At 71.8% G+C, this 23,903-nt stretch carries 25 protein-coding genes, 2 tRNA genes and 1 riboswitch; of the genes, 9 read left to right on the plus strand and 18 right to left on the minus strand.

The window, feature by feature from the left end; genetic code table 11:
* The first annotated feature begins 61 nt into the window (after positions 1-61).
* Positions 62-1,465: an aldehyde dehydrogenase family protein gene (locus ACIBG4_RS35390; RefSeq protein WP_397206054.1), complete on the plus strand. Its 1,404-nt coding sequence runs from the start codon at positions 62-64 to the stop codon at positions 1,463-1,465.
* On the opposite strand, the gene ACIBG4_RS35395 is transcribed toward ACIBG4_RS35390, so the two are convergent.
* The gene (locus ACIBG4_RS35395; protein WP_397206056.1) at positions 1,466-2,194 is read right to left on the minus strand and encodes an SDR family oxidoreductase; all 729 of its coding nucleotides are present in this window, start codon (positions 2,192-2,194) and stop codon (positions 1,466-1,468) included.
* 9 nt (positions 2,195-2,203) lie between these two features.
* Complete coding sequence (gene def, locus ACIBG4_RS35400; RefSeq protein WP_397206058.1) at positions 2,204-2,689, minus strand: peptide deformylase; 486 nt, start codon at positions 2,687-2,689, stop codon at positions 2,204-2,206.
* A gap of 105 nt (positions 2,690-2,794) precedes the next feature.
* On the opposite strand from def, the gene ACIBG4_RS35405 reads away from it, so the two are divergent.
* Entirely contained in the window at positions 2,795-3,262 is a 468-nt protein-coding gene (locus tag ACIBG4_RS35405; RefSeq protein ID WP_310712269.1) for a ribose-5-phosphate isomerase, read from the plus strand.
* 5 nt (positions 3,263-3,267) lie between these two features.
* Here ACIBG4_RS35405 and ACIBG4_RS35410 read toward each other — a convergent pair whose 3' ends face one another.
* Entirely contained in the window at positions 3,268-3,414 is a 147-nt protein-coding gene (locus tag ACIBG4_RS35410) for a hypothetical protein (RefSeq protein WP_310712270.1), read from the minus strand.
* A gap of 14 nt (positions 3,415-3,428) precedes the next feature.
* Entirely contained in the window at positions 3,429-4,661 is a 1,233-nt protein-coding gene (locus tag ACIBG4_RS35415) for a GNAT family N-acetyltransferase (RefSeq protein WP_397206061.1), read from the minus strand.
* Between the two features lie 118 nt (positions 4,662-4,779).
* On the opposite strand from ACIBG4_RS35415, the gene ACIBG4_RS35420 reads away from it, so the two are divergent.
* Entirely contained in the window at positions 4,780-5,892 is a 1,113-nt protein-coding gene (locus ACIBG4_RS35420; protein ID WP_310712272.1) for a PP2C family protein-serine/threonine phosphatase, read from the plus strand.
* 192 nt (positions 5,893-6,084) lie between these two features.
* Here ACIBG4_RS35420 and ACIBG4_RS35425 read toward each other — a convergent pair whose 3' ends face one another.
* Positions 6,085-6,690, minus strand: a complete 606-nt coding sequence (locus ACIBG4_RS35425; protein WP_310712273.1) for a response regulator transcription factor — start codon at positions 6,688-6,690, stop codon at positions 6,085-6,087.
* Positions 6,691-6,863: 173 nt separating this feature from the next.
* On the opposite strand from ACIBG4_RS35425, the gene ACIBG4_RS35430 reads away from it, so the two are divergent.
* Positions 6,864-8,168, plus strand: coding sequence for a M50 family metallopeptidase (locus ACIBG4_RS35430; protein WP_397206064.1), 1,305 nt, complete (start codon positions 6,864-6,866; stop codon positions 8,166-8,168).
* On the opposite strand, the gene ACIBG4_RS35435 is transcribed toward ACIBG4_RS35430, so the two are convergent.
* From ACIBG4_RS35435 to ACIBG4_RS35445, 3 genes are all read right to left on the minus strand, one after another.
* The gene (locus tag ACIBG4_RS35435; RefSeq protein WP_397206066.1) at positions 8,129-9,367 is read right to left on the minus strand and encodes a S8 family peptidase; all 1,239 of its coding nucleotides are present in this window, start codon (positions 9,365-9,367) and stop codon (positions 8,129-8,131) included. The genes ACIBG4_RS35430 and ACIBG4_RS35435 overlap by 40 nt on opposite strands.
* Entirely contained in the window at positions 9,364-10,071 is a 708-nt protein-coding gene (locus ACIBG4_RS35440; protein WP_397206068.1) for a hypothetical protein, read from the minus strand. Before ACIBG4_RS35440 ends, ACIBG4_RS35435 begins: the two co-directional genes overlap by 4 nt.
* Positions 10,072-10,374: 303 nt before the next feature.
* A complete protein-coding gene (locus ACIBG4_RS35445) occupies positions 10,375-11,031 on the minus strand; it encodes a TetR/AcrR family transcriptional regulator (protein WP_397206070.1) in 657 nt (218 codons plus the stop codon).
* A gap of 86 nt (positions 11,032-11,117) precedes the next feature.
* On the opposite strand from ACIBG4_RS35445, the gene ACIBG4_RS35450 reads away from it, so the two are divergent.
* Entirely contained in the window at positions 11,118-12,092 is a 975-nt protein-coding gene (locus tag ACIBG4_RS35450) for an aldo/keto reductase (protein ID WP_397206072.1), read from the plus strand.
* 50 nt (positions 12,093-12,142) lie between these two features.
* Here the strand turns inward: ACIBG4_RS35450 and ACIBG4_RS35455 are convergent, their stop codons facing one another.
* The 4 genes from ACIBG4_RS35455 to ACIBG4_RS35470 form a co-directional block, all read right to left on the minus strand.
* Entirely contained in the window at positions 12,143-13,039 is an 897-nt protein-coding gene (locus ACIBG4_RS35455) for an RNA polymerase sigma-70 factor (RefSeq protein ID WP_397206074.1), read from the minus strand.
* Positions 13,040-13,610: 571 nt separating this feature from the next.
* Positions 13,611-14,573 (minus strand): hypothetical protein, encoded by a 963-nt coding sequence (locus ACIBG4_RS35460; protein ID WP_355453335.1) that lies wholly within the window; start codon positions 14,571-14,573, stop codon positions 13,611-13,613.
* Between the two features lie 4 nt (positions 14,574-14,577).
* Positions 14,578-14,713, minus strand: a riboswitch (cyclic di-AMP (ydaO/yuaA leader).
* 67 nt (positions 14,714-14,780) lie between these two features.
* On the minus strand, positions 14,781-15,860 hold the full coding sequence (gene galT, locus ACIBG4_RS35465; protein ID WP_397206076.1) for a galactose-1-phosphate uridylyltransferase: 1,080 nt from the start codon (positions 15,858-15,860) through the stop codon (positions 14,781-14,783).
* A gap of 2 nt (positions 15,861-15,862) precedes the next feature.
* Positions 15,863-16,636: a DeoR/GlpR family DNA-binding transcription regulator gene (locus ACIBG4_RS35470; protein WP_397206078.1), complete on the minus strand. Its 774-nt coding sequence runs from the start codon at positions 16,634-16,636 to the stop codon at positions 15,863-15,865.
* Between the two features lie 150 nt (positions 16,637-16,786).
* Here ACIBG4_RS35470 and ACIBG4_RS35475 point away from each other — a divergent pair, with 150 nt between their 5' ends.
* Positions 16,787-16,864: a 50S ribosomal protein bL37 gene (locus ACIBG4_RS35475; RefSeq protein WP_397206100.1), complete on the plus strand. Its 78-nt coding sequence runs from the start codon at positions 16,787-16,789 to the stop codon at positions 16,862-16,864.
* A gap of 48 nt (positions 16,865-16,912) precedes the next feature.
* Here ACIBG4_RS35475 and ACIBG4_RS35480 read toward each other — a convergent pair whose 3' ends face one another.
* Positions 16,913-18,223: a TrpB-like pyridoxal phosphate-dependent enzyme gene (locus tag ACIBG4_RS35480; protein ID WP_397206080.1), complete on the minus strand. Its 1,311-nt coding sequence runs from the start codon at positions 18,221-18,223 to the stop codon at positions 16,913-16,915.
* Positions 18,224-18,304: 81 nt separating this feature from the next.
* Entirely contained in the window at positions 18,305-18,934 is a 630-nt protein-coding gene (locus ACIBG4_RS35485; RefSeq protein ID WP_397206082.1) for a uridine kinase, read from the minus strand.
* 93 nt (positions 18,935-19,027) lie between these two features.
* Between ACIBG4_RS35485 and ACIBG4_RS35490 the strand changes: the two genes are divergently transcribed.
* Positions 19,028-19,570, plus strand: a complete 543-nt coding sequence (locus ACIBG4_RS35490; RefSeq protein ID WP_397206084.1) for a GNAT family N-acetyltransferase — start codon at positions 19,028-19,030, stop codon at positions 19,568-19,570.
* A 26-nt stretch (positions 19,571-19,596) separates the two neighbouring features.
* Here ACIBG4_RS35490 and ACIBG4_RS35495 read toward each other — a convergent pair whose 3' ends face one another.
* Together ACIBG4_RS35495 and ACIBG4_RS35500 are read right to left on the minus strand one after the other, a co-directional pair.
* Entirely contained in the window at positions 19,597-21,102 is a 1,506-nt protein-coding gene (locus ACIBG4_RS35495) for a DHA2 family efflux MFS transporter permease subunit (RefSeq protein WP_397206086.1), read from the minus strand.
* A gap of 8 nt (positions 21,103-21,110) precedes the next feature.
* Positions 21,111-21,932: an oxidoreductase gene (locus tag ACIBG4_RS35500; RefSeq protein WP_397206088.1), complete on the minus strand. Its 822-nt coding sequence runs from the start codon at positions 21,930-21,932 to the stop codon at positions 21,111-21,113.
* A gap of 159 nt (positions 21,933-22,091) precedes the next feature.
* Between ACIBG4_RS35500 and ACIBG4_RS35505 the strand changes: the two genes are divergently transcribed.
* The gene (locus ACIBG4_RS35505; RefSeq protein WP_397206090.1) at positions 22,092-22,784 is read left to right on the plus strand and encodes a helix-turn-helix domain-containing protein; all 693 of its coding nucleotides are present in this window, start codon (positions 22,092-22,094) and stop codon (positions 22,782-22,784) included.
* Between the two features lie 167 nt (positions 22,785-22,951).
* Here the strand turns inward: ACIBG4_RS35505 and ACIBG4_RS35510 are convergent.
* Positions 22,952-23,028: transfer RNA gene (locus tag ACIBG4_RS35510), tRNA-Pro, on the minus strand.
* Between the two features lie 89 nt (positions 23,029-23,117).
* Here ACIBG4_RS35510 and ACIBG4_RS35515 point away from each other — a divergent pair.
* Positions 23,118-23,191 (plus strand) — tRNA-Gly (locus ACIBG4_RS35515).
* Positions 23,192-23,401: 210 nt separating this feature from the next.
* On the opposite strand, the gene ACIBG4_RS35520 is transcribed toward ACIBG4_RS35515, so the two are convergent.
* Positions 23,402-23,863: an ATP-binding protein gene (locus ACIBG4_RS35520; RefSeq protein WP_310712292.1), complete on the minus strand. Its 462-nt coding sequence runs from the start codon at positions 23,861-23,863 to the stop codon at positions 23,402-23,404.
* Between the last annotated feature and the right edge of the window lie 40 nt (positions 23,864-23,903).

Here is a 23,903-nt window from a genome sequence, read left to right on the forward strand (position 1 = left end):
GACGAACCCCAGTCATGCGCACGCCCTCGCCAAGTCGGGGGCGGCGCGCGAGTATGGGGCCATGCGCAAGCTGTACATCGGCGGTGCCTGGACCGCGTCGGTCTCGGGTGAGGCGATCGACGTCGTCAACCCGGCCACAGAGGAGATCATCGGCCGGGTGCCGGCGGGCGCGCCGGCCGACGTGGAGGCCGCGGTGCTGGCCGCGCGCGCAGCCTTTGCCGCCTGGTCGGGCGCCGATCCCGCGGAGCGCGCCAAGCTCCTCGCCGCCGCGGCCGAGCTGCTCGAACGGCGCGCCCGCGAGGTCGCCCATGTCATCGCGACCGACATGGGGGCGCCGCTGCGGTTCGCGCTCAAGGTGCAGACGCTGATGCCCGCCGGGGTGCTCGCCTCCTACGCCCGGCTGGCCGAGAGTCATCCGCGCGAGACGCGCACCGGCAACTCCCTGGTGCTCAGGGAGCCGGTCGGCGTGGTCGCCGCGATCACCCCGTGGAACTACCCGCTGCACCAGGTCGTCTGCAAGGTCGCGCCGGCGCTGGCCGCGGGCTGCACGGTCGTGCTCAAGCCGAGCGAGGTGGCGCCGCTCGCCGCGTACGCGCTGGCCGAGATCCTCGACGAGGTGGGCCTGCCGGCCGGGGTGTTCAACCTGGTCAGCGGGCGCGGGCCCGTGGTGGGGGAGGCCATGGCGGCCCACCCCGAGGTGGACATGGTGTCCTTCACCGGCTCGACCGCCGCCGGCCGCAGGGTCGCGGCGCTGGCGGCCGAGGGCGTCAAACGCGTCGCGCTGGAGCTGGGCGGCAAGTCCGCCAACGTCATCCTGCCCGACGCCGACCTGGTCACGGCCGTCAAATCCGGCGTCGCCAACTGCTTCGTCAACTCCGGCCAGACCTGCTCCGCCTGGACCCGCATGATCGTCCATCGCGACCAGTACGACGAGGCGGTGGGCCTGGCCGTCGAGGCGGCCCGCTCGTACACCGTCGGCGACCCGCTCGACGACGCCACCCGCCTCGGCCCGCTCGTCTCGGCCGTCCAGCGCGACCGCGTCATCCGCTACATCAACCGGGGCCAGGAGGAGGGTGCCCGGCTGGTCACGGGCGGCACGGAGCGGCCCCTGCCGCGCGGCTACTACGTGGAGCCCACCGTCTTCGCCGGGGTCGAGCCGGGCATGGCCATCGAGCAGGAGGAGATCTTCGGCCCGGTGCTGTCGATCGTCCCGTACACCACCGAGGAGCAGGCCGTCCGCATCGCCGACGGCACCCGCTACGGCCTGTCGGGCGCCGTCTGGGCGGGCACGGAGGAACGCGCCCTGGCCGTGGCCCGCCGCCTGCGCACCGGCCAGGTCATGATCAACGGTGGCCGCTTCAACCCCTCGGCCCCGTTCGGCGGCTACAAGCAGTCGGGCATCGGCCGGGAGCTGGGCGAGGCCGGCCTGGAGGAGTACCTGGAACTCAAGTCCCTCCAGCTGTGACTAGAGGATCATGCCGCCGGTCGCCAGGAGGTTCTGGCCGGTGATCCAGCCGCTGTCCGGGCCGGCGAGGAACGCCACGACCGAGGCGATGTCCTCGGGCCGTCCCAGCCGTCCCAGCGCCGTGAGCGCCGTCGCCCGCTCCAGCGCCTCCGGGGGGTTGCTGGAGCGCAGCATGTCGGTGTCCGTGGCGCCGGGCGAGACGGTGTTGGCGGTGATGCCGCGGGGGCCCAGCTCGCGCGCCGCCACCTTGGCGAACTGCTCGACCGCCGCCTTGCTGGCCGCGTAGAGGCCGATGCCGGGGGCTGGGATCGCGGTGTTGAGGGTGGAGATGGTGATGATCCGGCCGCCGTCGCGCATGACCCGGGACGCCCACTGGATGGCCAGGAAGGTGGCGCGGGCGTTGACGGCGAACACCCGCTCGTACGTCTCCTCCGGCACCTCCGCGATGGTCCCCAGCCCGCCCTCGGCCGCGTTGGAGACGATGACGTCCACGCCGGGCAGCAGCTTCTCCGCCTCGGCGAACAGCCTCTCCAGCTCCTCCTTGACGCCCTGGTCGGCCTGTACGGCATGCGCCCCGGTCTCGTCGGCGACCCGTGCCGCCGTCTCCGCGCTGCCGAGGTAGCTGAAGACCACCTCTGCTCCGTCGGCGCGCAGCCGCTCCACGATCGCCCTGCCGATGCCCCGGGACCCGCCCGTGACCAGTGCGCCCTTGCCCGCGAGTACGCTCATGCCGTCAATCTACGCCTTGAGAATGATCTTGCGCGCCTCGTTCTTGGGGAGCCGGTCGACGTACAGCCTGCCGTCGAGGTGGTCGGTCTCGTGCTGGAAGCACCGGGCCAGCGAGCCCCGGGCCTTGACGCGCAGCGGGCGGCCGAGCCGGTCGAGGCCCTCGACCGTCACCCCGGCGGCCCGGGCGACCGGCGCGTAGATGGGCGTCCCGGTCCTCCGGTCGGGCACCGACAGGCAGCCCTCCTCGTCGAGGATCTCCTCGGGGTCGTCGACGGTCAGCACCGGGTTGATCACGTGCCCCTTGCGCCCGCTGATGTCGTAGACGAACAGCTGCCGCGACACGCCGATCTGCGGGCCGGCCAGGCCGACGCCGTCCACCGCGTACATCGCCTGGAACATCTCGTCGATCAGGCGGCGCAGCTCCCGGTCGAAGCCCTCGACGGGCTCGGCGGCCGTACGCAGGACCGGGTCGCCGATCACGCGGATCTCACGCATGGATGCTCAACTTCCGTAAGGGGCGGTCTTGGTTAGCAGTCCTTACTGTAGCGAGCCGCCGCGCCGACCACAGCTCCTCGCGCGGTGCTGTGGAAGACTGGACGGGTGCGTGTCTACATCGGTGCCGACCATGCCGGCTATGAGCTCAAGAACCATCTCGTGTCCTGGCTGAAGGACCACGGCCACGAGGTGACCGACTGCGGTCCCTTCGTCCTCGACGCCGAGGACGACTATCCGGCGTTCTGCCTGCGGGCGGCCGAGGGCGTGGCGGGCGACCCGGCGAGCCTCGGCGTGGTCATCGGCGGATCGGGCAACGGTGAGCAGATCGCCGCCAACAAGGTGCGCGGCATCCGCGCCGCGCTCGCCTGGAACGAGGAGACGGCCCGGCTCGCCCGCGAGCACAACGACGCCAACGTCGTCAGCGTCGGCGCCCGCATGCACTCCACGGAGGAGGCGACCAGGTTCGTGGAGGTGTTCCTGGCCACGCCGTTCTCCGGCGCCGAGCGGCACAGCCGCCGCATCGCCCAGGTCGAGAGCTACGAGACGATCGGCCAGCTCCCCTCGCTGCCGTAGCCTCCCTACGTCCTGCGCCGGGGCTCGCGCCTCGGCATCTCGTCACGCAGGGGCCGCCTGTCGGCGGCCTCCTGCTGCTCCTTCGACGGCCGCGACACGTCGCGGGCCCGCATCGCCGTCACCGCCGTGATCTGCATGCTCTGCAGTGCCATGCGCCGAGCCTACGTCAGAAGGTCAGCCCCGCCCACGGCTTCGGGCTCCACGCCATGGCCGCGGCCAGCTCCCGCACCGCGCCCGGCGTGTGCTCGCGCAGCAGCCCGGCGTCGAGCTGGGCCGTCAGGAGCCCGTCGCCCAGGTAGGCCGAGCCCAGCGCGGCGACCGGCAGCGACACGTCCGGCTCCTCCTCCACCGGCTTGCACTCCGCGCCCGCCGGGTCGGCGGTGAGCCGCCAGCGCCCCGCGTTCCACGGGCACACCTCGTCCTCGACCTCCACGACCAGGTCGACGGGTGCCGCGTAGGAGCGGGCGACGAGCGCCTTCTCCACCTCGACCACGCGTACCCACAGCTCGTCGTGCCAGCGGGCGCGCAGCTGGCGCGGATTGGCGAGCAGCGCGATGAGCGGGTCGTCCAGCGGTCTCGTGCCCGCGTCGACGCGCGTGACCAGGTCGCGGTCGAGCACACCCCGCCACAGCAGCGCGTACGCGGCCGGGTCGGCGGCGAACAGCTCCACCAGCAGCAGCTCGCCGCCGGCCATCCCGTCGTCGTCCCACGACGGCTTGATCCGGAACAGCGCGTACCCGCGCACCCCCTCGTCGTCCTCGACCACGATCGAGCGCAGCGGCCCGGCGCCCCGCTGGTCGGCCTCGCTGTCGGCCAGCACGTTGTCCCAGGTCTCCTTCCGGCGCGCGTACAGTCCCGGCCGCCTGGTCACGACGGAGGCGAACAGCCGCTCGTAGTCGGCGCGGCGCTCCTGCGGCTTCGCGACCCGCATCCGCAGCGACGGGTCCTGCGGCGCCCCCGGGACGAAGGCCGCGTCGTGGGTGCTGATGCGGAACGCCTGCTGAACGGCGGCCCTGCCGTACCCGAAACGGCCGTAGATCGACGCCTCGGAGGCGTACAGGGCCGCGACGCTCTCGCCGCGCTCGCGCACGTCGGCGAGCTGGCGGCGCATCAGGGAGGACAGGATGCCGCTTCGGCGGTGCGAGGGCAGCACGCTGACGGCGGTGACGCCCGCGACGGGCAGCTGCCGCCCGCCGGGGACCGTCATGGTGAGGCTGTAGGCGCCCGCGAGACCCACGACGGCGTCGCCGTCGAAGGCGGCCAGCGTGCGGTCGAACTCCGTCTCGGCCTTGTACCGCTCCTTCTGGGAGGGGGTGGGGCTCCAGCCGAACGCCTCCTCCAGCACTGCGGTGGCCGCGCTCCACTCGGATTCGCCGATCGGGCGGATGGGATAGGTCATCCGTCAACCGTAGGAGCGCGTGAAGGCCGCCGGCCACCCAATATCCCCGCATCATGATCTAGGCGTTGGTCAAGTGGGCTGCCCAAACGTGTGCCAGACCGATACAGTCAGGCGCATCATGAGTTCCCGACCGGCGCCGCTGATCCCGCCACGGCTCCGCGCGCTCCTGGTGCGGGTGCCGCTGCTGGTGCCCGCCGTCCGGCTCCTTCGGCGGGCCCTGACCCGTGACCGCAACCTGCTGGTCACGCTGGTCATGCTGACGCTCGTCGTCGGCCTGCTGGCGGCGCGCGTGTCGACCGAGTGGTTCTCGCCGTCGCTGCTCATCCTCATCACGCTCGTGGGCGGCCTCCAGCTCCGGCTGGCCAGCCTGGCCAAGCTGCTGGGCGCCGTGGCGGTGGCCCTGGGCTACATCGCGCTCACCCTGGGCGTGGGCCGGATCGGGCTCGGGCTCATGGTGACGATCGGGTTCACGACCGTCCTGGCCGTGCTCATGGCGCGCACCCGAGGCAAGCTCGGCGTGCAGGGGCTGCGCGGCGACGCGATGCTGCTGGAGCTGCGCGACCGGCTGCGCAGCCAGGGCGAGCTGCCGCCGCTGCCCAAGGACTGGGGCGGCAGGGTCGTGCTCAAGCAGGCGGGCGGCTCCTCCTTCGGCGGCGACTTCCTGGTCTCCATGCGCGACGGCGACAAGGTGGACATCGCGCTGGTCGACGTGTCCGGCAAGGGCGTCGACGCGGGCACCAGGGCGCTGCTGCTGTCCGGCACCTTCGGCGGGCTGCTCGGCTCGGTCGGCGACTTCCTGCCGGCCTGCAACACCTACCTGCACCGCCAGCGCGGCGACGAGGGCTTCGTGACCGCCGTGCACGTACGCCTGGACCTGGCGACCGGCGACTACACGATCACCTCGGCCGGGCACCCGCCCGTGGTGAAGTTCGACGCGGGCACCGGCAACTGGCAGGTCTCCTCGGCCAAGGGCGTGGTCCTCGGCGTGGTGCCCGACCTGCACTGCGAGCCCGACAGCGGCACCCTGCGCAAGGGCGACGCGCTCATGTTCTTCACCGACGGCCTGATCGAGCAGCCGGGGCGCGACATCGACGCGGGCCTGGACAAGCTGCTCGGCGAGGCGGAGCGGCTGCACGCGTCGGGCTTCCACGACGGTGCGCGGGTGCTGGTCAACGCCATGGCGTCCGGGCACAACGACGACTGCGCGCTGGTGCTCATCTGGCGTCCCTGAACGCCGGGCCATGACGAACCACACGGGCGATTGGTGAAGACCGTCACTGGCCGAGGGATCTCCGCCCTGAGATCGTCGTACTTGCTTGCCCATGAGCCCGGGCCCCGGGGGAGCGGCGCGGCTTCTTCCGGGGTCCGGATCCCCGGCGGTTCCAGGGTGCGGACTCCACGGGCGGACGGGTGCCGCGCGCGGTCAGAGCCAGCCGGAGTCGCCGGCGATGCGGATGGCGTCGACGCGGTTGCGGGCCCCCGTCTTGCACATGATCCGCGACAGGTGGTTGCGCACGGTGCCGACCGACAGGCAGAGCTGGTCGGCGATCTCCGCCGAGCGGGCCCCGCCGGCCGCGACGCGCAGCACGTCCATCTCGCGCCGGGTCAGCGGGTTGGCGGCCGACTGGAGGGCGGCGGCGGCGAGCTCGGAGTCGACCGCGCGGCGGCCCGCCGCGACCTGCCGCAGCCCGTCGGCCAGCCGCTCCGGCGCGACGTCCAGACTCATGAACCCGAGCGCGTGCGCCGCGAACGCCCGGCGCACCTGACCGGGATTGGGCTGCGCGGACAGCACCAGCGCCCGGCAGCCGGGCGCCTTGTCGTGCAGCGCGGCCAGCACCGGCAGACCTCCCGCGCCGGGCAGGTCCAGGTCGACGACCGCCGTGTCGGCCCCGGACGCCAGCGCCGCCGGAACCACGTCCTCGGCGCCGCCGACCTCGGCCACGACCCGCATCCCGGGCTCGGCGCCGAGCGCGGCGACCAGGCCGCGCCGTACCAGTGGCAGGTGCTCGGCGACCAGGATCCGGATCAAGGCACTCCCATCGTCATTTCCCAGGGTGATCGTGTGATCGCGTACTGTCAACGAAGTCTCTCGGTTCGCCAAAGGGGGCGCAAGCCAAACAGATGTGCAGAGCCAGCCAGGTGTGGAGAGTTCGACTAGTCTTGGGGACTCGGGACCTTCCGTTTACCTGGAGAGCTGCCTAGATGAACTGGCTGTTCCTGGCCGGGATCGCCGTCTTCCTCATCGGACTGATGGCCTCCATCGCGCTGCACGAGATAGGCCACCTCGTGCCGGCCAAGATTTTCGGCGTCCGGGTGACCCAGTACATGGTCGGCTTCGGCACGACCGCCTGGTCGATCCGGCGGGGCGAGACCGAGTACGGCTTCAAGTGGATCCCGCTCGGCGGCTACATCCGCATGATCGGCATGCTGCCGCCGCGGCCCGGAGACGCCCCGGGCAAGCTCCGCGGCACCTCCACCGGACCGTTTCAGGGCCTCATCGAGACCGCCCGCGAGGCGGCCATGGAGGAGGTGCGGCCGGGCGACGAGGACCGGGTCTTCTACCGCAAGAAGTGGTGGCAGAAGGTCATCATCATGTCCGGCGGACCGGCGATGAACTTCGTGCTGTCGTTCATCCTGTTCTCGATCCTGCTCGTCGGCATCGGCGTGCCCACCGCGGCCCCGATCGTCTCCCCGCAGACCAACACCTGCGTCATCCCGGTCACCGAGAAGCGCACCGAGTGCCGTCCCACCGACCAGCCCACCCCCGCCGCCAAGGCCGGGCTCAAGCCGGGCGACAGGATCGTTTCCCTCGGCGGCCAGAAGATCGCCACCTGGGACGACGCCACCCGCATCATCCGCGCGCACGGCGCCGGCACCGTGGGGCTGGGCATCGTGCGCGACGGCAGGCCGATGACCCTGTCCGTCACGCTCATCGCGCAGGACCGGCCGTCGCCGACCGACCCGAACAAGGTCGACAAGAACGTCGGCTTCCTCGGCGTGCTGCCCAGCCAGGTCATGGAGAAGCAGAGCTTCGGCATGGTCGCCGGCTACATGGGCGAGCTGACCGTCCGGGTCGCCGGGTCGCTGCTCAACCTCCCGGAGAAGATGGTCGGCGTCTGGCACGCCGCCTTCTCCGGCCAGGAGCGCGACCCCGAGGGCCCCGTCGGCGTCGTGGGCGCCGGGCGGATGGGCGGCGAGATCCTCTCCTCGGACATGACCACCGAGCAGAAGGTCTACAACCTGGTGAGCCTGCTGGCCGGGTTCAACCTCGCGATCGGCATGTTCAACCTCATCCCGCTGCTGCCGCTCGACGGCGGCCACATCGCGGGCGGCCTGTGGGAGGGCCTCAAGCGGGCCTTCGCCCGCATCACCCGCCGGCCGGAGCCCGCGTACGTGGACATCGCCAAGGTGCTGCCGCTCACGTACGCGCTGGCCCTCGTGATGATCGTCATGGCGGGGCTGCTGGTCTACGCGGACCTGTTCAACCCGCTCAAACTCACCGGCTGACCCGCCGTCCGGGCCCCGCGGGGTCGCGGGCGGCGGAACAGGAAGAACGCGCCTGCCACGCACAGCAGGCCCACGCCGACGGCGCCGCCGCCCACCAGGATCTCCGTCTGGTCGATCGGCGGGTGGGCGATGGGCGCGCCGACCGGCCCGTTCCCGAAGTACTTCTTCCCCTCGTACGGCACGGCCGTGGTCTTCACCGGCGCCGCCGAGGACGCGGCCCTCACCGCGGCGCCCGCGTCCACCAGCCCGAACCCGAGGTAGGCGGTGTAGCCGGCCGGCGGCCTCCGCGCCGTCCTCACCAGGAGGTCGCGGACCTGCCGGGGCGTCAGCCCGGGATTGGCCGACAGCATCAGCGCGGCGGTGCCCGCCACCAGCGCGCACGCCGGCGAGGTGCCGTCGCCCGACTCGTAGCCGCCCGTGTTTCTCGCGGCGTAGATGTCGACGCCGGGAGCGGCGATCGTGTTGTACGTGTGCACCTGCGAGAACTTCGCCCGGATGCCCTCCGGCGCCATCGCCGCCACCGCGATCACGCCGGGGTAGCCGGCCGGGTACGACATGGTGTTGTTCGCGTCCACGTCCAGGGGGTCGTCCGAGCCGCCGTTGCCGGCACTGGCCACCAGGACCACGCCCTTGCCGACGGCGTAGTCGACGGCCGCGGCCGTGTCCTCCTCGTAGCCGCCCCAGCCCCACTCGGCGGTGCCCAGCGACATGGAGACGACCCGGGCGCCGTGGTCGACGGCGTAGCGGATGCCCTTGGCCAGGGCGCTGCCGGCCCGCTCGCTCTCCTCGTCCGCGCCGGCCCGGCCGGCCTTGGCCGCCGCCTCCGCCCGCTTGCGGGCCGGGTCCTCGCGGTCCCAGATCACCCGTACGGACAGCACCCGCGAGCCCGGAGCCACGCGCAGCACGCTGGAGGCCATGGCCGTGCCGTGCTCCCCCCAGTAGCTCTTCCCGGGACGGGCGCCGCCGCCGATGAAGTCGGGGCCGCCGCTCACCCGGCCCTTGAACTCCGGATGGCTCCGCATCACGCCCGTGTCCAGGACCGCGACGGTGACACCCTTGCCCTGGGCCACGCGCTGGGCGGCCGGCACCCGCATGGCCGACTGCTCCCAGCCGTGCGGCGCCTCGGCCAGGCCCGGCGCCGCCGTGCCGGCCACCAGAGCCGCGGTCAGGGCGGCCGCGCCCGCCATTCTGCCGATCATGGGCCCACCTTCGGGATCTGGCTGTTCAACCGGGCGGCCAGGCTGTCGGCCAGCCCCCTGGCCGTGGAGGCCCAGGCCGAGCGGTCGGCCTTCTGCTCCAGTGGCCTGTTGCCCCACGGAGCGGGCAGCTTGCCGGCGCGGCGGCCGTCCGCGGGGCCCGCGGTGACCGCCACGAACAGCGGTGTGTAGAGGTCCATGACGCTCCGGCCGCCGTCGCCCGCGCGCGCGGCGTCCTTCCACTGCGTGCCGGGGGCGGCCAGGGCGCGCACCACGCGGTCCTGCCCGTCCTGAGCGTCGCGGACGTGGTCTTCGAGGTCCTCCTTGGCGGAGAGGTCACGGAAGGTCACGATCGCGACGGTCGCCGCCGTGCCGCCGGAGTCGTCGACGTACGTGGCCCGCATGGCCGCCACGCAGCCCCGCTGGGTGGCGAGCGTGGCCAGGGAGCCGGACAGCGCCGCCTTGCACGAGGTGCCGGAGGAGAGCGCGACCCTCGTCCAGCCGTGCTCGGTGCCGGGGTCGTCCTGCTTCTTGTCAGGGTCCTGCCGGCCGATCGTGGCGGGGAAGAGCTTGTCGGCGGGAAGGTTGCGCCACAGCTCCATGGAGAACTGCTTGTTGCGGATCTGCTGCTTGCTGTTCGAGACGGCGTGCCAGATGAGCCCGCCGCCGCCGAGCGCCGACAGCAACCCGAACCCGGCGACGAGCACCCCTGCGATGATCCGGCCCGCCCCTCGCCTGCGCGGCCCGGGCGCCGGTTGCCCGCCGTGCGGAGGCACGGGTGGATGGGGGCCGCCGCTGACGTACGGTGCCTGGGGCGGGTAGGGTCCGTGCGGCCCCGGCTGCTGATGGGGCGGCCCGTAGGGATGCCCGCCGGGCGGCTGGGGGGCGGGAAACCCCGGCCCTGGACGGGGCGGGGGGTATGTCATCGTCTCTCCCGTCGTTCATCACTTGCGGCATATGACCTTATAGGTCACCTCAGACATCGACTGTCACGACGGCGGCCGACGCGATCATCCCCCAGGCTCGGAGCCGCTGGTCCCCGGCGTGCCGCCCAGGCGCATCACGTGGCCGGTGATGTGGTCGCGGGCGGCGGCGACGGCGCGGGCCACCAGTGTGTCCACGTCCCGGCGCGGGCGGGCGCCCGACAGGAGCAGGGTCGCGTAGCCGTGCGTGGTGGCCAGGTGCACGTACACGAAGTCGGCCGTGTCGGCCCACGAGGTGTCGCCGGGCAGGACGTCGCCGGCCAGGGCCATGAGGGTGTCCATGAGCCGGCGGCTCTGCTCCTGGACGGTCTCGGCGTGCGGGGCGGCGAAGTCGTGGGCGAAGACGAACTCCACGCCGGCGCGATGGCCCAGCACATACCGGGTGTAGGCGCCCGCGGTGGCGGCGAGCCGCTCGACCGGATCGGGCCCGGCCCGCTCGGCCGCCTCGGCCAGAAGGTCCGTGATGACGGCGATGACGGACGCGGCGCAGGCGGCCAGCAGGGCCTCGCGGTCCGGGAAGTGGCGGTACGGCGCGGCCGACGACACGCCCGCACGGGCCGCGACCTTGGCCACCGAGAACCCCGCGACCCCCGTCTCCGCCAGGAGCGCGATGCCCTCACGGATCAGCTCGGCGCGCAGGTCGCCGTGGTGGTAGCCGCGTCGTGGCGTCGTGGGACTGCTCATGGCGAACGATTCTCTCCCCTCCGGCATGTGAGATGCCTCTAACATAATGTTAGAGTGCTCTTACTTCTGAAGAAATGGGACACATCATGCGAAAGCGCACACTCGGCACGCAGGGCCTCACGGTGTCGGCGTTGGGGTACGGCGCGATGGGGATCTCCCTGGCGTACGGGCCCTCGGACGAGAAGGAGGGGACGGCGACCATCCGCCGGGCCCATGAGCTCGGCGTGACGTTCTTCGACACGGCCGAGCTGTACGGGCAGGGCGAGAACGAGCGGATCGTCGGCGCCGCCCTCGCCCCGGTGCGTGACGAGGTGGTCATCGCCACCAAGTTCGGTTTCGACTTCACCGGCACCCGGGAGGGCGGGGTGGACAGCCGTCCGGGCCACATCCGGGAGGTCGTCGACAACAGCCTGCGTCACCTCGGCGTCGACGTCATCGACGTGCTCTACCAGCACCGCGTGGATCCCGGCGTGCCGATCGAGGACGTGGCCGGGACGGTCAGGGAGCTCGTCGACGCGGGCAAGGTCCGCTACTTCGGCCTGAGCGAGGCGGGGGCCAACACCATCCGCCGCGCCCACGCCGTCCAGCCCGTCTCGGTCCTGCAGACCGAGTACTCCCTGTTCGAGCGCGACGTCGAGACCCTCCTGCCGGTGCTGCGCGAGCTGGGGATCGGATTCGTCGCCTACTCGCCCCTCGGCCGGGGCTTCCTCACGGGCCAGGCCAAGCCCGGCGCCGAGTACGACCCCGGTGACATGCGCAGCTGGGACGCCCGTTTCCAGCCCGGCAACTACGAGCGGAATCTGGAGGCCACCCGCCGGCTCGCCGACCTGGCCGCCGACAAGGACGCCACCGTCGCCCAGCTCGCCCTGGCCTGGCTCCTCGCCCAGGGCGACGACATCGTCCCCATCCCCGGCACTCGCAGCCGCGGGCGGCTGGAGGAGAACGTCGCCGCCGCCGACCTCGTCCTCGACGAGGCGGACCTGAAGCGCGTCGCGGAGATCCTCCCCACGGGCGGCTTCGGCGCCCGCTACCCCGAGCAGCACCTCCCCACCTGGGACTGACGCCGCGGCCCCCGTTCCTTCCCGGGGCGGGAACCGCGGCCGTACCGGTATCAGGTCAGGGTGAGCGGTGTGGCGGCGGCGATGTGGGTGAGCTTGTCAGGGTTGCGGATGAAGTAGATGCCGGTGACGAGGCCGTCCTCGACCTTGAGCGCCATGACGCTGTCGATCTCGCCGTCGAGGCGCAGGAGGAGCGCCGGATCGCCGTTGACGGTGGTGGGCTCGCCCGTGAGCGTGCCTTCCTTGTCGCCGAGACTGGCGAGGAGGAGGCGGACCACCTTCGCGAGGCCGGTGACGGGCCGCAGCGCGGCGCTCCTGACGCCACCGCCGTCGCTGATCAGGACGACGTCAGGGGCGAGCACGTCGAGCACGCCCTGCAGGTCGCCGGTCTCCACGGCGTGCTGGAACGACGCGAGGGCGGCCTGCGCCTGGCGCGGGGAGACCACTTGGCGAGGGCGGCGGGCGTCGACGTGCTTGCGGGAGCGGTGGGCGATCTGGCGGACCGCGGCGGGGGTCTTGCCGACCGCCTCCGCGATCTCGTCGTAGTCGACGTCGAAGACCTCGCGCAGGACGAACACGGCCCGCTCGGTGGGCGAGAGGGTCTCCAGGACGAGCATCACGGCCATGGACAGGCTCTCGGCGAGCTCGGCGTTCTCCGCGACGTCCGGCGACGTGAGCAGCGGCTCGGGCAGCCAGGGGCCGACGTAGGCCTCCTTGCGGCGCCGCAGGGCCCGCAGCCGGTCGAGCGCCAGCCGGGACGTGACGCGCACGAGGAACGCGCGCGGGTCGCGGACCTGCGCCAGGTCGATCTCGGCCCAGCGCAGCCAGACCTCCTGCAGGACGTCCTCGGCGTCGGCCGCCGAGCCGAGGATCTCGTACGCGACGGTGAAGAGCAGGTTGCGGTGGGCGACGAAGGCCTCGGTCGCCGGGTCCGCGGCGTGGTCGTGCATCCTCGGATCCTTCCACGGCGGTCCGTCCCGGGAGGCCGGGCATGGGGGAGCGGGCATGGAGGAGCGAGCGGCGCCTGGGCCGCCCACTTCAGGGGGCTACGACACGTACGCGGGCGCGGACCGCGGCCGAGGCTGACGCGCAGCCCGGCGAAGGCGACGCTGATGGCTTCGGGCGCTCCGCCCTCGATCCGGCGAAGCACGGCGTCGGCGGCGTGCGGGCCCAGCTGGACGGCGGCCTGGCAGCCCATCCGATAAGCGAGGCCCGAGGGCGAGGTCGCATCCCCGGCGGCGACGATGCGGTCGTCGTCGATGCTGGTCAGGGTCTCGTCGGTGAGGAGGCGCCGATCACGATCACTTCCGTCCGGCCGCCGGTGTGCTCCGTCATGGTTCCTGCTCCGTTCGCTCGGGTTTCGCACCCAAGGCGTCGGGCGGAGGGAACCTGTGACAAGGTGCGGCGCGGATCACACCCGGCGGTGGGTCGGAGCGGAGCTGATCGAGCTCGCTGCGCGGGTGGCAGCGGCGGCGGGCGCCGGTGGTGAGCCGACCGGCGGTCCCGCAGCCCGACACCCGTTCAGTTCATCGAGATGTGGACGTGGTCGAAGTGGTTCTCGGTGATGCTGCCGCGGTCCGACATGGCGCTCCATCCGGAGCCCTGGTTGATGCGCTGCCGCCAGATCACGTACTTCACTCCCAGCTTCGCCTTGTTCGCCAACGCCCAGGCCGCGAGGCGGTCGCCGAGCGCCTGGTTGGCGGCGCTGGGCATGGTGCCGCCCGAACTCATCATGAAGTCGCACGCCCGGCCCAGCGGGTGCTCGCCGCTCGACCCCGAGCGGAAGCAGCCGACCGTGAACGGCAGCGAGAAGTTCTTCTGGACCAGCGCGCGCATCGCCTGGGTGCGGGGGGTGATGTTGTCCGTGCCCGACGGCAGCTCGGGCGCCCAGGTGCCGTCGGAGCGGCGGCCGGTGCTGACCGGCACGAGATCCTTGAGCTTCTTCTCGATGTCGTCGATGACGTCCTGGGCCTCGTCGCGCCGCTTGGCGACGTCCGCCGTCTCGGCGCTGATCCGGGTGGCCAGGGCGGCGGCCTCGTCGGCCGCCCGCTTCTTCTCGTCGCGGGCCTTGGCGACGCCCGCCACGACCGTCTGCTGGTCGCGGGTCATCTGCTCCAGGACGGCCGCGCCGGCGGCGCTGTTGGGGAGCATGAAGCCGAGGACGGCCGGGTCGCCGTTCTGGTAGCGCAGCTGCGCGATCTCGGTGACCCGGCGCTCGGCCGTGGCGACCGCCTGCTCGGCGGCGGCGAGCCGCTTGCCGGCCGTGCCGGCCGCCTGCTGGGCCTTGGCCAGCTCGACCCGCTTGAGGTTGTAGCTCTCGATGAGCTTGTCGACCTTGCCGTTCAGTTTCTTCAGCTCGGCGCGCAGCTCGGATTCGCTGGGTTTGGGGGCGGCGGTCGCGGTGGCCGCGCCGAAGCCGGCGGTGGCGATCACGACGCCGATGACGAAGTTGATGGCAAGGCGCGTGGGGGACGCGGACGCCACGGAGTATTCCTCTCCCTCTGCCGGCCGGGTTAGCTGACGGGTTCGGGATGGGAGGTCCCTACCACCGAAGTGGATTCACCCCAGATGCGGTGGGTCCCCGGCTCCCGAGCGACGCGCCCGGGATTAGGCGTGTACCAGCTGTTACGGCCGGTACCGAAGGGATACTAGTAGTAAAGCGGAGGTCATGCGACTCCAATCGGAGATCAATCAGTGATCAATCTGTGATCGGAGCAGCCGGGCCGCCTCCTCGGGGAGCACGTCGTTGACGAACGCGCCCATCGCCGACTCCGACCCCGCCAAATACTTCAGCTTCCCGGGCGCCCGCCTGATGCTGAACAGCTCCAGGTGCAGGTACCCCAGCTCCCGGTCCTGCCGTACCGGAGCCTGGTGCCAGGCCGAGACGTACGGCATGGCGACGCCGAACATCCCGTCCAGGGCCCGCAGCACCGAGGTGTAGAGCGGCGCGAACGCGGCGCGCTCCTCCTCCGACAGCGCGGCGAGGTCGGGGACCTGCCGGTGCGGATAGACGTGCACCTCGAACGGCCACCGGGCCGCGGCCGGGACGAAGGCCGTCCACAGCTCGTTGGCGGCCACGACCCGCGTCCCGGCGGCGCGCTCGGCCGCCAGCACGTCCGCGAACAGGTTGCCCCCCTGCCGGGCCGCGTGCCGCGCGGCCGCGCCGAGCTGGAGCTTCGTGCGCGGCGTGACGTACGGGTAGGCGTAGATCTGCCCGTGCGGGTGGGTCAGCGTGATGCCGATCTCCTCGCCCCGGTTCTCGAAGCAGAAGACCTGCTCGACGCCGTCGATCGCGGACAGCTCGGCCGTACGGTCGGCCCAGGCCTCCATCACCAGCTCTACCTGCGCGTCGGACAGGCGGGAGAACGAGGAGGAGTGCTCCGAGGTGAAGCACACCACCTCGCACCGTCCCACCCCCGGACGAACCTCGCTCAGACCCCCCACATCCTGATAAGTCCCGAGATTCATGGAGAAGGAGGGGAAACGGTTCTCGAAGACCACCACGTCATAGTCGCGCGCCGGGATCTCCGAGGCCCGCGTGTCCGTCGACGGGCACAGCGGGCACTCGTCCGCCGGAGGCATGAAGGTGCGCGTCTGCCGGTGCCCCGCGACCGCGATCCACTCCTCGGTCAGCGGGTCGTAACGCAGCTCGGAGGCCACCGGTCGCGGATCGAGCGGCCGGCGGTCGATCGCGCCGCGGTCGGCGTCGTCGCTCCGGTCGAAGTAGATCAGCTCCCGGCCGTCGGCCAGATGGGTGATGGTGCGCTTCACGGCTACCCCTCAGCGATGATCAGTTGTCCGGCCCGTTCGGCCAGCTCGGTGCGTGCGTCCTCGGGCAGCCCCGCGTCGGTGATGACGACGTCGGCCTCGGCCAGGTCGGCGATCGTGCTGATGCCGATCGTGTTCCACTTCGTGTGGTCCGCCGGGACCACCAGCCGGTGCGCCGCGGCCACCAGCTCCCTGTCGGTCTCCGCCTCCAGCAGGTTCGGCGTGGTGAACCCGGCCCGCACGCTCATGCCGTGCACCCCGAGGAACAGCGTGTCCACGTGCAGCCGGCGGATCGCGGCCACCGCCACCGGGCCCACCAGCGCGTCGGAAGGAGTGCGGACGCCCCCGGTCAGCACGACCGTGCGGTCGGGGCGCGGGTTGCGGTGGAAGACGTCGGCGACCGGCACGGAGTTCGTGATGACCGTCAGGTCGGGCACGCCCGTCAGATGGTGGGCCAGCGACCACGTCGTGGTGCCGGCCGACAGCGCGACCGCGGTGCCCGGCCGTACGAGCTCGGCGGCGGCACGCGCGATGGCCTCCTTCTCGTACTGCTGCCGGGCCGACTTGGCGGTGAAGCCGGGCTCCTCCGTGGACCCCTGGTCCAGCGCCGTCGCGCCGCCGTGGACCTTGGCCAGCAGGCCGCGCTCGGCGAGGACCTCCAGGTCGCGGCGGATCGTCATGTCGGAGACGCCGAGCTCGCGCACGAGGTCCGCCACCCGGACGCCGCCGCTGCTGCGCACACGCTCGAGGATGGTCTGCTGTCGCTGCTGTGCCAGCAAGCCCGCGCTCCTTCCAACAGATTCCACCAAATTATGACATGCCAGTGTTGGGGAATGTTGACCGGTCTCACCCTTGTGCCGGAAGCGCCGGCGGGAGACGTTGGAGACGCACGTCACACCAGAGCTCGTCGCTTTCACAGGGAGGCCGGTATGGCCAAGCGCAGTCGCAAGGGCAAGGCCCGCAGGAAGAAGAAGGCCAACCACGGCAAGCGTCCCACGGCGCGCTGACGCCCGCCCGGCCGGCGGGTCCGCGGCGACCGGGACGGCGCGGTCGGGTCAGCCGGGCAGGTGGGCGAGGGCCTCGTCGATGCGCTCCTGCGGAAGCGCGAAGTCCTCCATCGCCCCCGACAGGTAACGGTCGTACGCGGCCAGGTCGAAGTGGCCGTGACCGCACAGTGCCGTCAGGATCACCTTCTCCTCGCCGCTCTCCTTGCAGCGCAGCGCCTCGGCGATCGTCTCGGCCAGCGCGTGCGTCGGCTCGGGCGCGGGCAGGATCCCCTCGGTACGGGCGAAGCGGACACCGGCCTCGAAGCACTCGCTCTGCGACTTGCTGACCGCCTCGAACATCCCCAGCTCGTACATGTGCGACAGCAGCGGCGACATGCCGTGGTAGCGCAGGCCACCCGCGTGGATCGGGTCCGGCACGAAGTCGTGGCCCAGGGTGTGCATCTTGAGCAGCGGCGTGAACCCTGCCGTGTCGCCGAAGTCGTAGGCGTACACACCCCTGGTCAACGACGGGCACGCGGCCGGCTCGACGGCCCTGATCACCGGGTCGATCCGGCCGGCCAGCTTCTCGCGCAGGAACGGGAAGACGAGCCCCGCGAAGTTGGAGCCACCGCCGGTGCAGCCGATGATCACGTCGGGCGTCTCCTCCATCTGCTGGAGCGCCTCCTCGCCGATCACGGTCTGGTGCAGCAGCACATGGTTCAGCACCGAGCCGAGCGCGTACCGGACGTCCTCGCCGGAGCCGGCCACCTCGACCGCCTCGCTGATCGCGATGCCCAGGCTGCCGGACGAGCCGGGCGTCTCGGCCAGCACCCTGGCCCCGGCCTTGGTCATGGGCGACGGGCTGGCGTGCACCGTCGCGCCGTACACCTGCATGAGCGAGCGCCGGTACGGCTTCTGGTCGTAGGAGGCCCGCACCATCCAGACCTCGCACTCCAGCCCGAACTGCGCGCACGCGAACGCCAGCGCGCTGCCCCACTGCCCGGCGCCGGTCTCGGTGGTAAGCTTCCGCACCCCTTCGCGGGCGTTGTAGTACGCCTGCGGCACGGCGGTGTTCGGCTTGTGCGACCCGGCGGGGGAGCCGCCCTCGTACTTGTAGTAGATCCGGGCCGGGGTGCCGAGCGCCTGCTCCAGCCGGCGCGCCCGCAGCAGCGGCGTCGGCCGCCACAGCCGGTAGACGTCCAGCACCTCGCGCGGGACGGCGACGAACCGCTCGCCGCTCACCTCCTGGCCGATCAGCTCCATCGGGAACAGCGGCGCGAGGTCGTCCGGGCCCACGGGCTGCCGGGTCGCCGGGTGCAGCGGCGGAGGCGGGGGCGCGGGCAGGTCCGGGACGATGTTGTACCAGTGGCTAGGGATCACCGTTCCAGTCTGCGCCGGTCCCGCCCATCTCACCAGGTCACGCGCCGGATCACCTGGAGCTCCTTCAGCCGGCTCCACGGTTCAGCCGGGGTCCTCGATCGCCGGCCGTCCGGGTCTGTCCACCCGTACGACGACGTCGGCGCTCGCCCGGGGCCGCGCCTCGCGCTCGTAACGGGCATAGGCGGGCAGCCGCCAGCGCTCGTCCTCGCCGGTGCCGCGCGCCAGCGCCGCCTCCGACAGCCACAGATGCACGCTCAGCTCCGCCGGCAGCCCCCGCCCCAGGAGCAACGTCCCGTCGAGCAGCAGCACCCCTCCCACGGGCAGGTCCTCGTACGGCAGGCGGTAGGCCCGGTCCGCGCCGCTGTCCCACAGCGCCGGCAGCACCTTGCCGGTCCCGCCGGGCTCCAACGGCCCGAGCACCTCACGGACCAGCGCCCCGGTGTCGAGCCAGTCGTCGTAGAACACGTCCGGATCGGTACGACCGTACTCCAGCCGCAGCGACGCGGGCCGCAGGAAGTCGCCGGCGGACACCCGCACCACCGCCCGCCCGCGGACCCTGAGCGGCGTGACGAGGGCGTCGGCCAGCCGCCCCGGCTCGCCCGGCGGCGCACCGTCGAGCAGCACCCGCACCCGCCGGTCGCGGGGAAGGGCGTCGATCCGCCCGGCCAGCTCCTCCGCCAGCGCCTCCGGCGAGATCGGTCGCACACGCATCGCCCCGAGCCTACGCGACCTTCCTTCACCCCACCGGCGGCCGCCCGCGGCCCGCCTCGCCGTCCTGTCGGTGCCGTCCGCCAGGGTGTAACCATGACACACGAGGCCGTCCCCGAGTTCCTGGACATCACCGGCCCGGACCAGCTGCCCCCCACGCTGCGCCGCGAGCTGATCGAGTGCTGGGTCACGGTGACCAACGCCGGAGGCGCGGCCGGGTTCCCGTTCCCGCCCGTCACCTTCGACCAGGTGGCGCCCGTGGCCGACCGGATCATCGCCGGTCTCGACCCGCACCGCGGCCGCCTCCTCGTGGCCCTCCTCGGCGGAACACTCGTCGGCTGGCTGCACATACGCAGGGACGCCGAACCGCTGACCTCCCACTGGGGCACGGTCCACCACGTCCAGACGCACACCGCGTTCCGCGGCAGGGGCCTCGGCGCCGCGCTGATGCACCGGGTGCGCCGCCTGGCCCGCGAAGAGATGGGACTCGAACAGCTCCACCTCGCCGCCCGAGGCGGAACGGGCCTGGAGGACTTCTACGCGCGGCTGGGATGGAAGGAGATCGGCCGCTGGCCCGGCGCGCTCCGCCTCGCACCCGGCGACGACCGCGACGAGATCCTCATGGTGCTCACCCTCTGACCGGCACGCCGCCCAGTGAGGCGATCTCAGGCGGCCACCGTGTCATCGAAGCCCATGGCCTCATCACGAACCGGACGCTCGGGCTTGCCGGGCAGCCAGGCCATGGCCAGGACGACGCCGAGGAGGCCGAGGCCACCGCTGGTCGCCAGGACGAGGTCCAGACCGTGGACGAAGGCGGAGCGGACCGTGTCCTCCAAGGCCGCCGAGCCGGTGGATCGTGCGGCGGCCAGCCCGGCGAAGACGCTCTCGCGTGCCTGCTCCGGCACCGCGGCCCGGTAGGCGGAGGTGAGGATCGAGCCCAGCACCGCCGCGCCGAAACTGCCGCCCAGGGTGCGGATGGACTGATTCACCGCGGCGCCGACGCCGGCGGTGCCGGGTGACAGGGTGCCCAGCGCCGCGTCCATCGCCGTGGGCAGGACGCAGCCGAGCCCGAGTCCGTACATGGCCGTCCACGCGGCCGCCCACCCGGTGCCGCTGGCCGTCCCGGTGGTGGCACCCCAGAACAGACCCCCGGCGAGCAGGACGAACCCCAGACCGATCGCGAGCCTGGGTCCGATCAACCTGCTCAGCCTGTTCGCCGTCGCCATCCCGATGAGCAGCCCGCCGATGAGCGGCAGCAGGCGCAGGCTGCTGCCCATCGCGTCCGTCCGCAGGTTCGCCTGGAAATACTGCGGCAGCACGAACAGAACGCCGAACATGGTGAAGTTGACGAGCGTGGCCAGCGCGGTGCCGACGGTGAAGCGCGCATCGGCGAACAGCGAGAGGTCCACCAGCGGCGCGCCGGTCCGTCGCTCCCAGACCACGAACAGCCCGAGCGCGGCCAGCCCGCCGAGGATCGGCCCGAACACGGCGGCGTCGGTCCAGCCTCGTTCACCGATCTCGATGAGGCCGTAGGTCAGCCCCGTGAGCGCCGCGCTCGACAGCACCACACCGCCCACGTCGATCCGCCTGCCGCGCTCCTGCCGCGATTCGGGCAGCCAGGCGGCGACCGCGAGGAACGCCAGGACGACGACGGGGATGTTGATCAGGAAGACCGAGCCCCACCAGAAATGGTTCAGCAGCCAGCCGCCCAGGACCGGACCGATGGGGAAGGCCAGCAGCGAGGCGCCCGCCAGCGTTCCGATCGCCTTCGGCCGCTCCTTCGCGGTGAACATCGCCGGGATCAGCGCCAGCATCGTCGGCATGACGAGCGCCGCTCCCAGGCCCAGCACGGCACGTGCCGCGATGAAGATCCCGGTCGAGGGGGCGTAGGCGGCGGCCAGCGAGCCGGCGCCGAAGATGACCAGCGCGACCAGGAGCGTCCTCCTCCGGCCCAGGCGGTCGCCCAGCATTCCCGCCGGGATCATGCCGGCGGCCAGCACCAGCGTGTAGACGGTGACGAACCATTGCAACTGGACGTTGTCGGCGTGCAGGTCCTCGGCCATGCTCGGCAGGGCCAGGTTGAGGATGGTCACGTCGAAGCCCACGGCCAGCGACGTGAGCACGAGCGCGGTCAGCGCCCACCATCTGCGTGAGTCGGGTTGGTGCGACATCGCGGGTCCTACTTCGTGGCGTTCATCATGAGCTTGTCGAACTCGCGGTCCGGCAGCGTCCTGTTGAGCTCCAGGAGCTGGTCGGCCGTCCAGCCGACCGGGTAGCGCGTCTCGGGCTTGCCGGCGTCGACGGCCTGCCGGATGGTGGTGGCGACCAGGCCGGGGTCCGAGCCCTGGGTGTTCTCGCCGAGCTGCGTCTCGGCGCGTCTGGCCATGGCTTCCGCCATCTGCCCGTACGCGGTCGCGCCGGAGATCTCACGGAGGTCCTGTGCCGTACGGTCTTCGAACTCGGTCTTGATGATCCCGGGCTGGATGATCACGACGTCGATGCCGAACGGCTCCACCTCCATGCGCAGGGAGTCGGAGTAGGCCTCCAGGGCGTGCTTGCTCGCGTAGTACCAGCAGCCGAGCGGGAGCGCGATCTCGCCGCCGATGGAGGAGACGTTGACGATCGTGCCGGACCCTTGCTCGCGCATGTACGGCAGGACGAGCTGGGTCAGCCGGGCCGGTGCGAAGACGTTGACCTCGAACTGGTCGCGCGCCCGGTCGATGGGGATGTCCTCGGCGGCGCCGTGCAGGACGGTGCCGGCATTGTTGACGAGTACGTCGATGCGCCCCTGCTCCTCGACGACCGCGGCGACCGCGCGTTCCAGGTCCTCCGGCCGGCGTACGTCCAGCGCCAGGGCGTGTCCGCCGGCGTCGCGGATGTCGTCCATCCTGGGTACGCGCCGCGCGGCGCCGTAGACGATGTGGCCGGCGCGGATGAGTTCGAGGGCGGTGGCCTTGCCGATGCCGGCGGAGGCGCCCGTGACGAGAACGACCTTCTCCATGATGAATCTCCTCTTCGGTGCAGGCCAACGGTAGGGTCGTGTTTTGCGCCGAGACAACTGACGGAACTCATATGGCCAGGTAGAAGGCCGTATATTGGTGCAACGAGCTTGCAGCTGAGTGCAACCGACCGAAGAGAGGACGACGTGCCAGGAGACCGGTTGACCAGCGAGGACCGCCGCCGCATCGCCGAAGGTCTGGCGGCCGGCCTGTCGTACGCGGAGATCGCCCGCCGGCTGGGACGGTCCAGGTCCACCGTCACCCGCGAGATCGCCAGGAACGGCGGGCCGCACGGCTACCGGGCGGCCCGCGCACAACACGCCACGAACTGGCGCGCCCGCCGCCGCAAGCGCGCTCCCCACGCCGACGTTCCGCACCCCACCGACAACCGTGACGTCCGTACGGCCAGGGAGTTCGAGGAACAGTTCGTCGCCATGATGATCGAGAGCGGAATGGCGCCCATGACCGCCAGGGTGTTCGCCGCGCTGTTCCTCAGCGAGGGCGGCAGCCTGACCGCCACGGAGCTCGTCCGGCAACTCCACCTCAGTCCGGCGACGGTCTCCAATGCCGCCAAGTGGCTCGAACAGCGGGCGATGATCGCCCGGGAACGCGAAGCCCGCCGGGTGCGTTACCTGGTCGACGTCGATGTCTGGTACCGCACCTGGGCGGCCAGCGCGAGGACGATAGCGATCTGGGCCGACACCGCCCGGCACGGCGCCGGGATCTTCGGCACCGACACGCCCACCGGCGATCGACTCCGCACCACCAGCCAGTTCTTCGCACTGCTCGGCCACGACATGGGCCAGGCGGCCGAGCACTGGCGGCAGGCCCTCTCCATGCAACCCCAGCGGTGAACTCCGTCAGGTGAGAGCGGCCGCCAGGGGGTTCTCACGTGGCGATGAAGTCGTACCTGTCCAGCCCGGCGCGCACGTCGGCGCCGGCCGTGCGGAGCCGTGGATCAGCCGGGAGACACTCAGAAGCCCACTCCCCGTGCGGGGGAGTGGGCTTCGTGCGGTCGTGCTGGTCGGGGCGACAGGATTTGAACCTGCGACTTCTTGCTCCCAAAGCAAGCGCGCTGCCAAGCTGCGCCACGCCCCGCTGCGCCGGGTACGCACACGCTCCGGGACTCCGGTACGCTTACGCCCTGACGACCGGTTGAAGTCTAGACCAGACCACGACCGGTTCGTGCGGACGTAGCTCAATGGTAGAGCCCTAGTCTTCCAAACTAGCTACGCGGGTTCGATTCCCGTCGTCCGCTCCAATGGGCCTGCCCGTGGTGGCCCAGAGCTCTTCCGGCACCTCCACACCCCTCTTGGGGAGTGCGAGCGTCCGCTTGACCCTCCGGGTCCTGGCCTCGCCCACGGGCCCGTACCGAGCGCCACCGCGCCAAGAGGACGGGTGAGCTGATCTCACCGGCGTACTCCGAGCCACGTAGCCCGATCAGGCCCACCTCGAATGTCGGACGGCAGGCTCAGGAGTCGGCGCGGAAGAGCGCCCAGACGGCCTTGCCGCCGCGGGCCAGCGGGTCCCAGCCCCAGCACTGGCTGTAGGTCTCGACGATGTAGAGCCCACGCCCGTTCTCCGAGACGAAGTCGGGCTCCTTGGGCATCGGCACCTCGTCGCTCGGGTCGGCCACGGCCAGCAGCACGTGCGGCGCCACCCTCATCAGCAGCAGCTGGATGCCCTGCGGCGCGCTGGAGTACATCGCGTACCTGACCGCGTTCGTCACCAGCTCCGACACCACCAGCGTCGCGTCGTCGCTCAGCTCCGACAGCCCCCAGCTCCGCAGCGTCGAACGTGTGACGTCGCGCGCGGTCTTGACGGAGTCGGCCTGGAAGGGGAGCGGGCACGAGGTCGTGTACGGCTTGCCGGCCGTCAGCAGGCTGTCGAAGCCCACCTCGCGCGTGATCTGCAGGCAATCGGCAGTGGCCAAGGAATCCTCCACCATCCCGCCGATACCTCCTGCTGCCCTC

The organism is Nonomuraea sp. NPDC050383 (assembly GCF_044459125.1).
Classification (GTDB): Bacteria; Actinomycetota; Actinomycetes; order Streptosporangiales; family Streptosporangiaceae; genus Nonomuraea.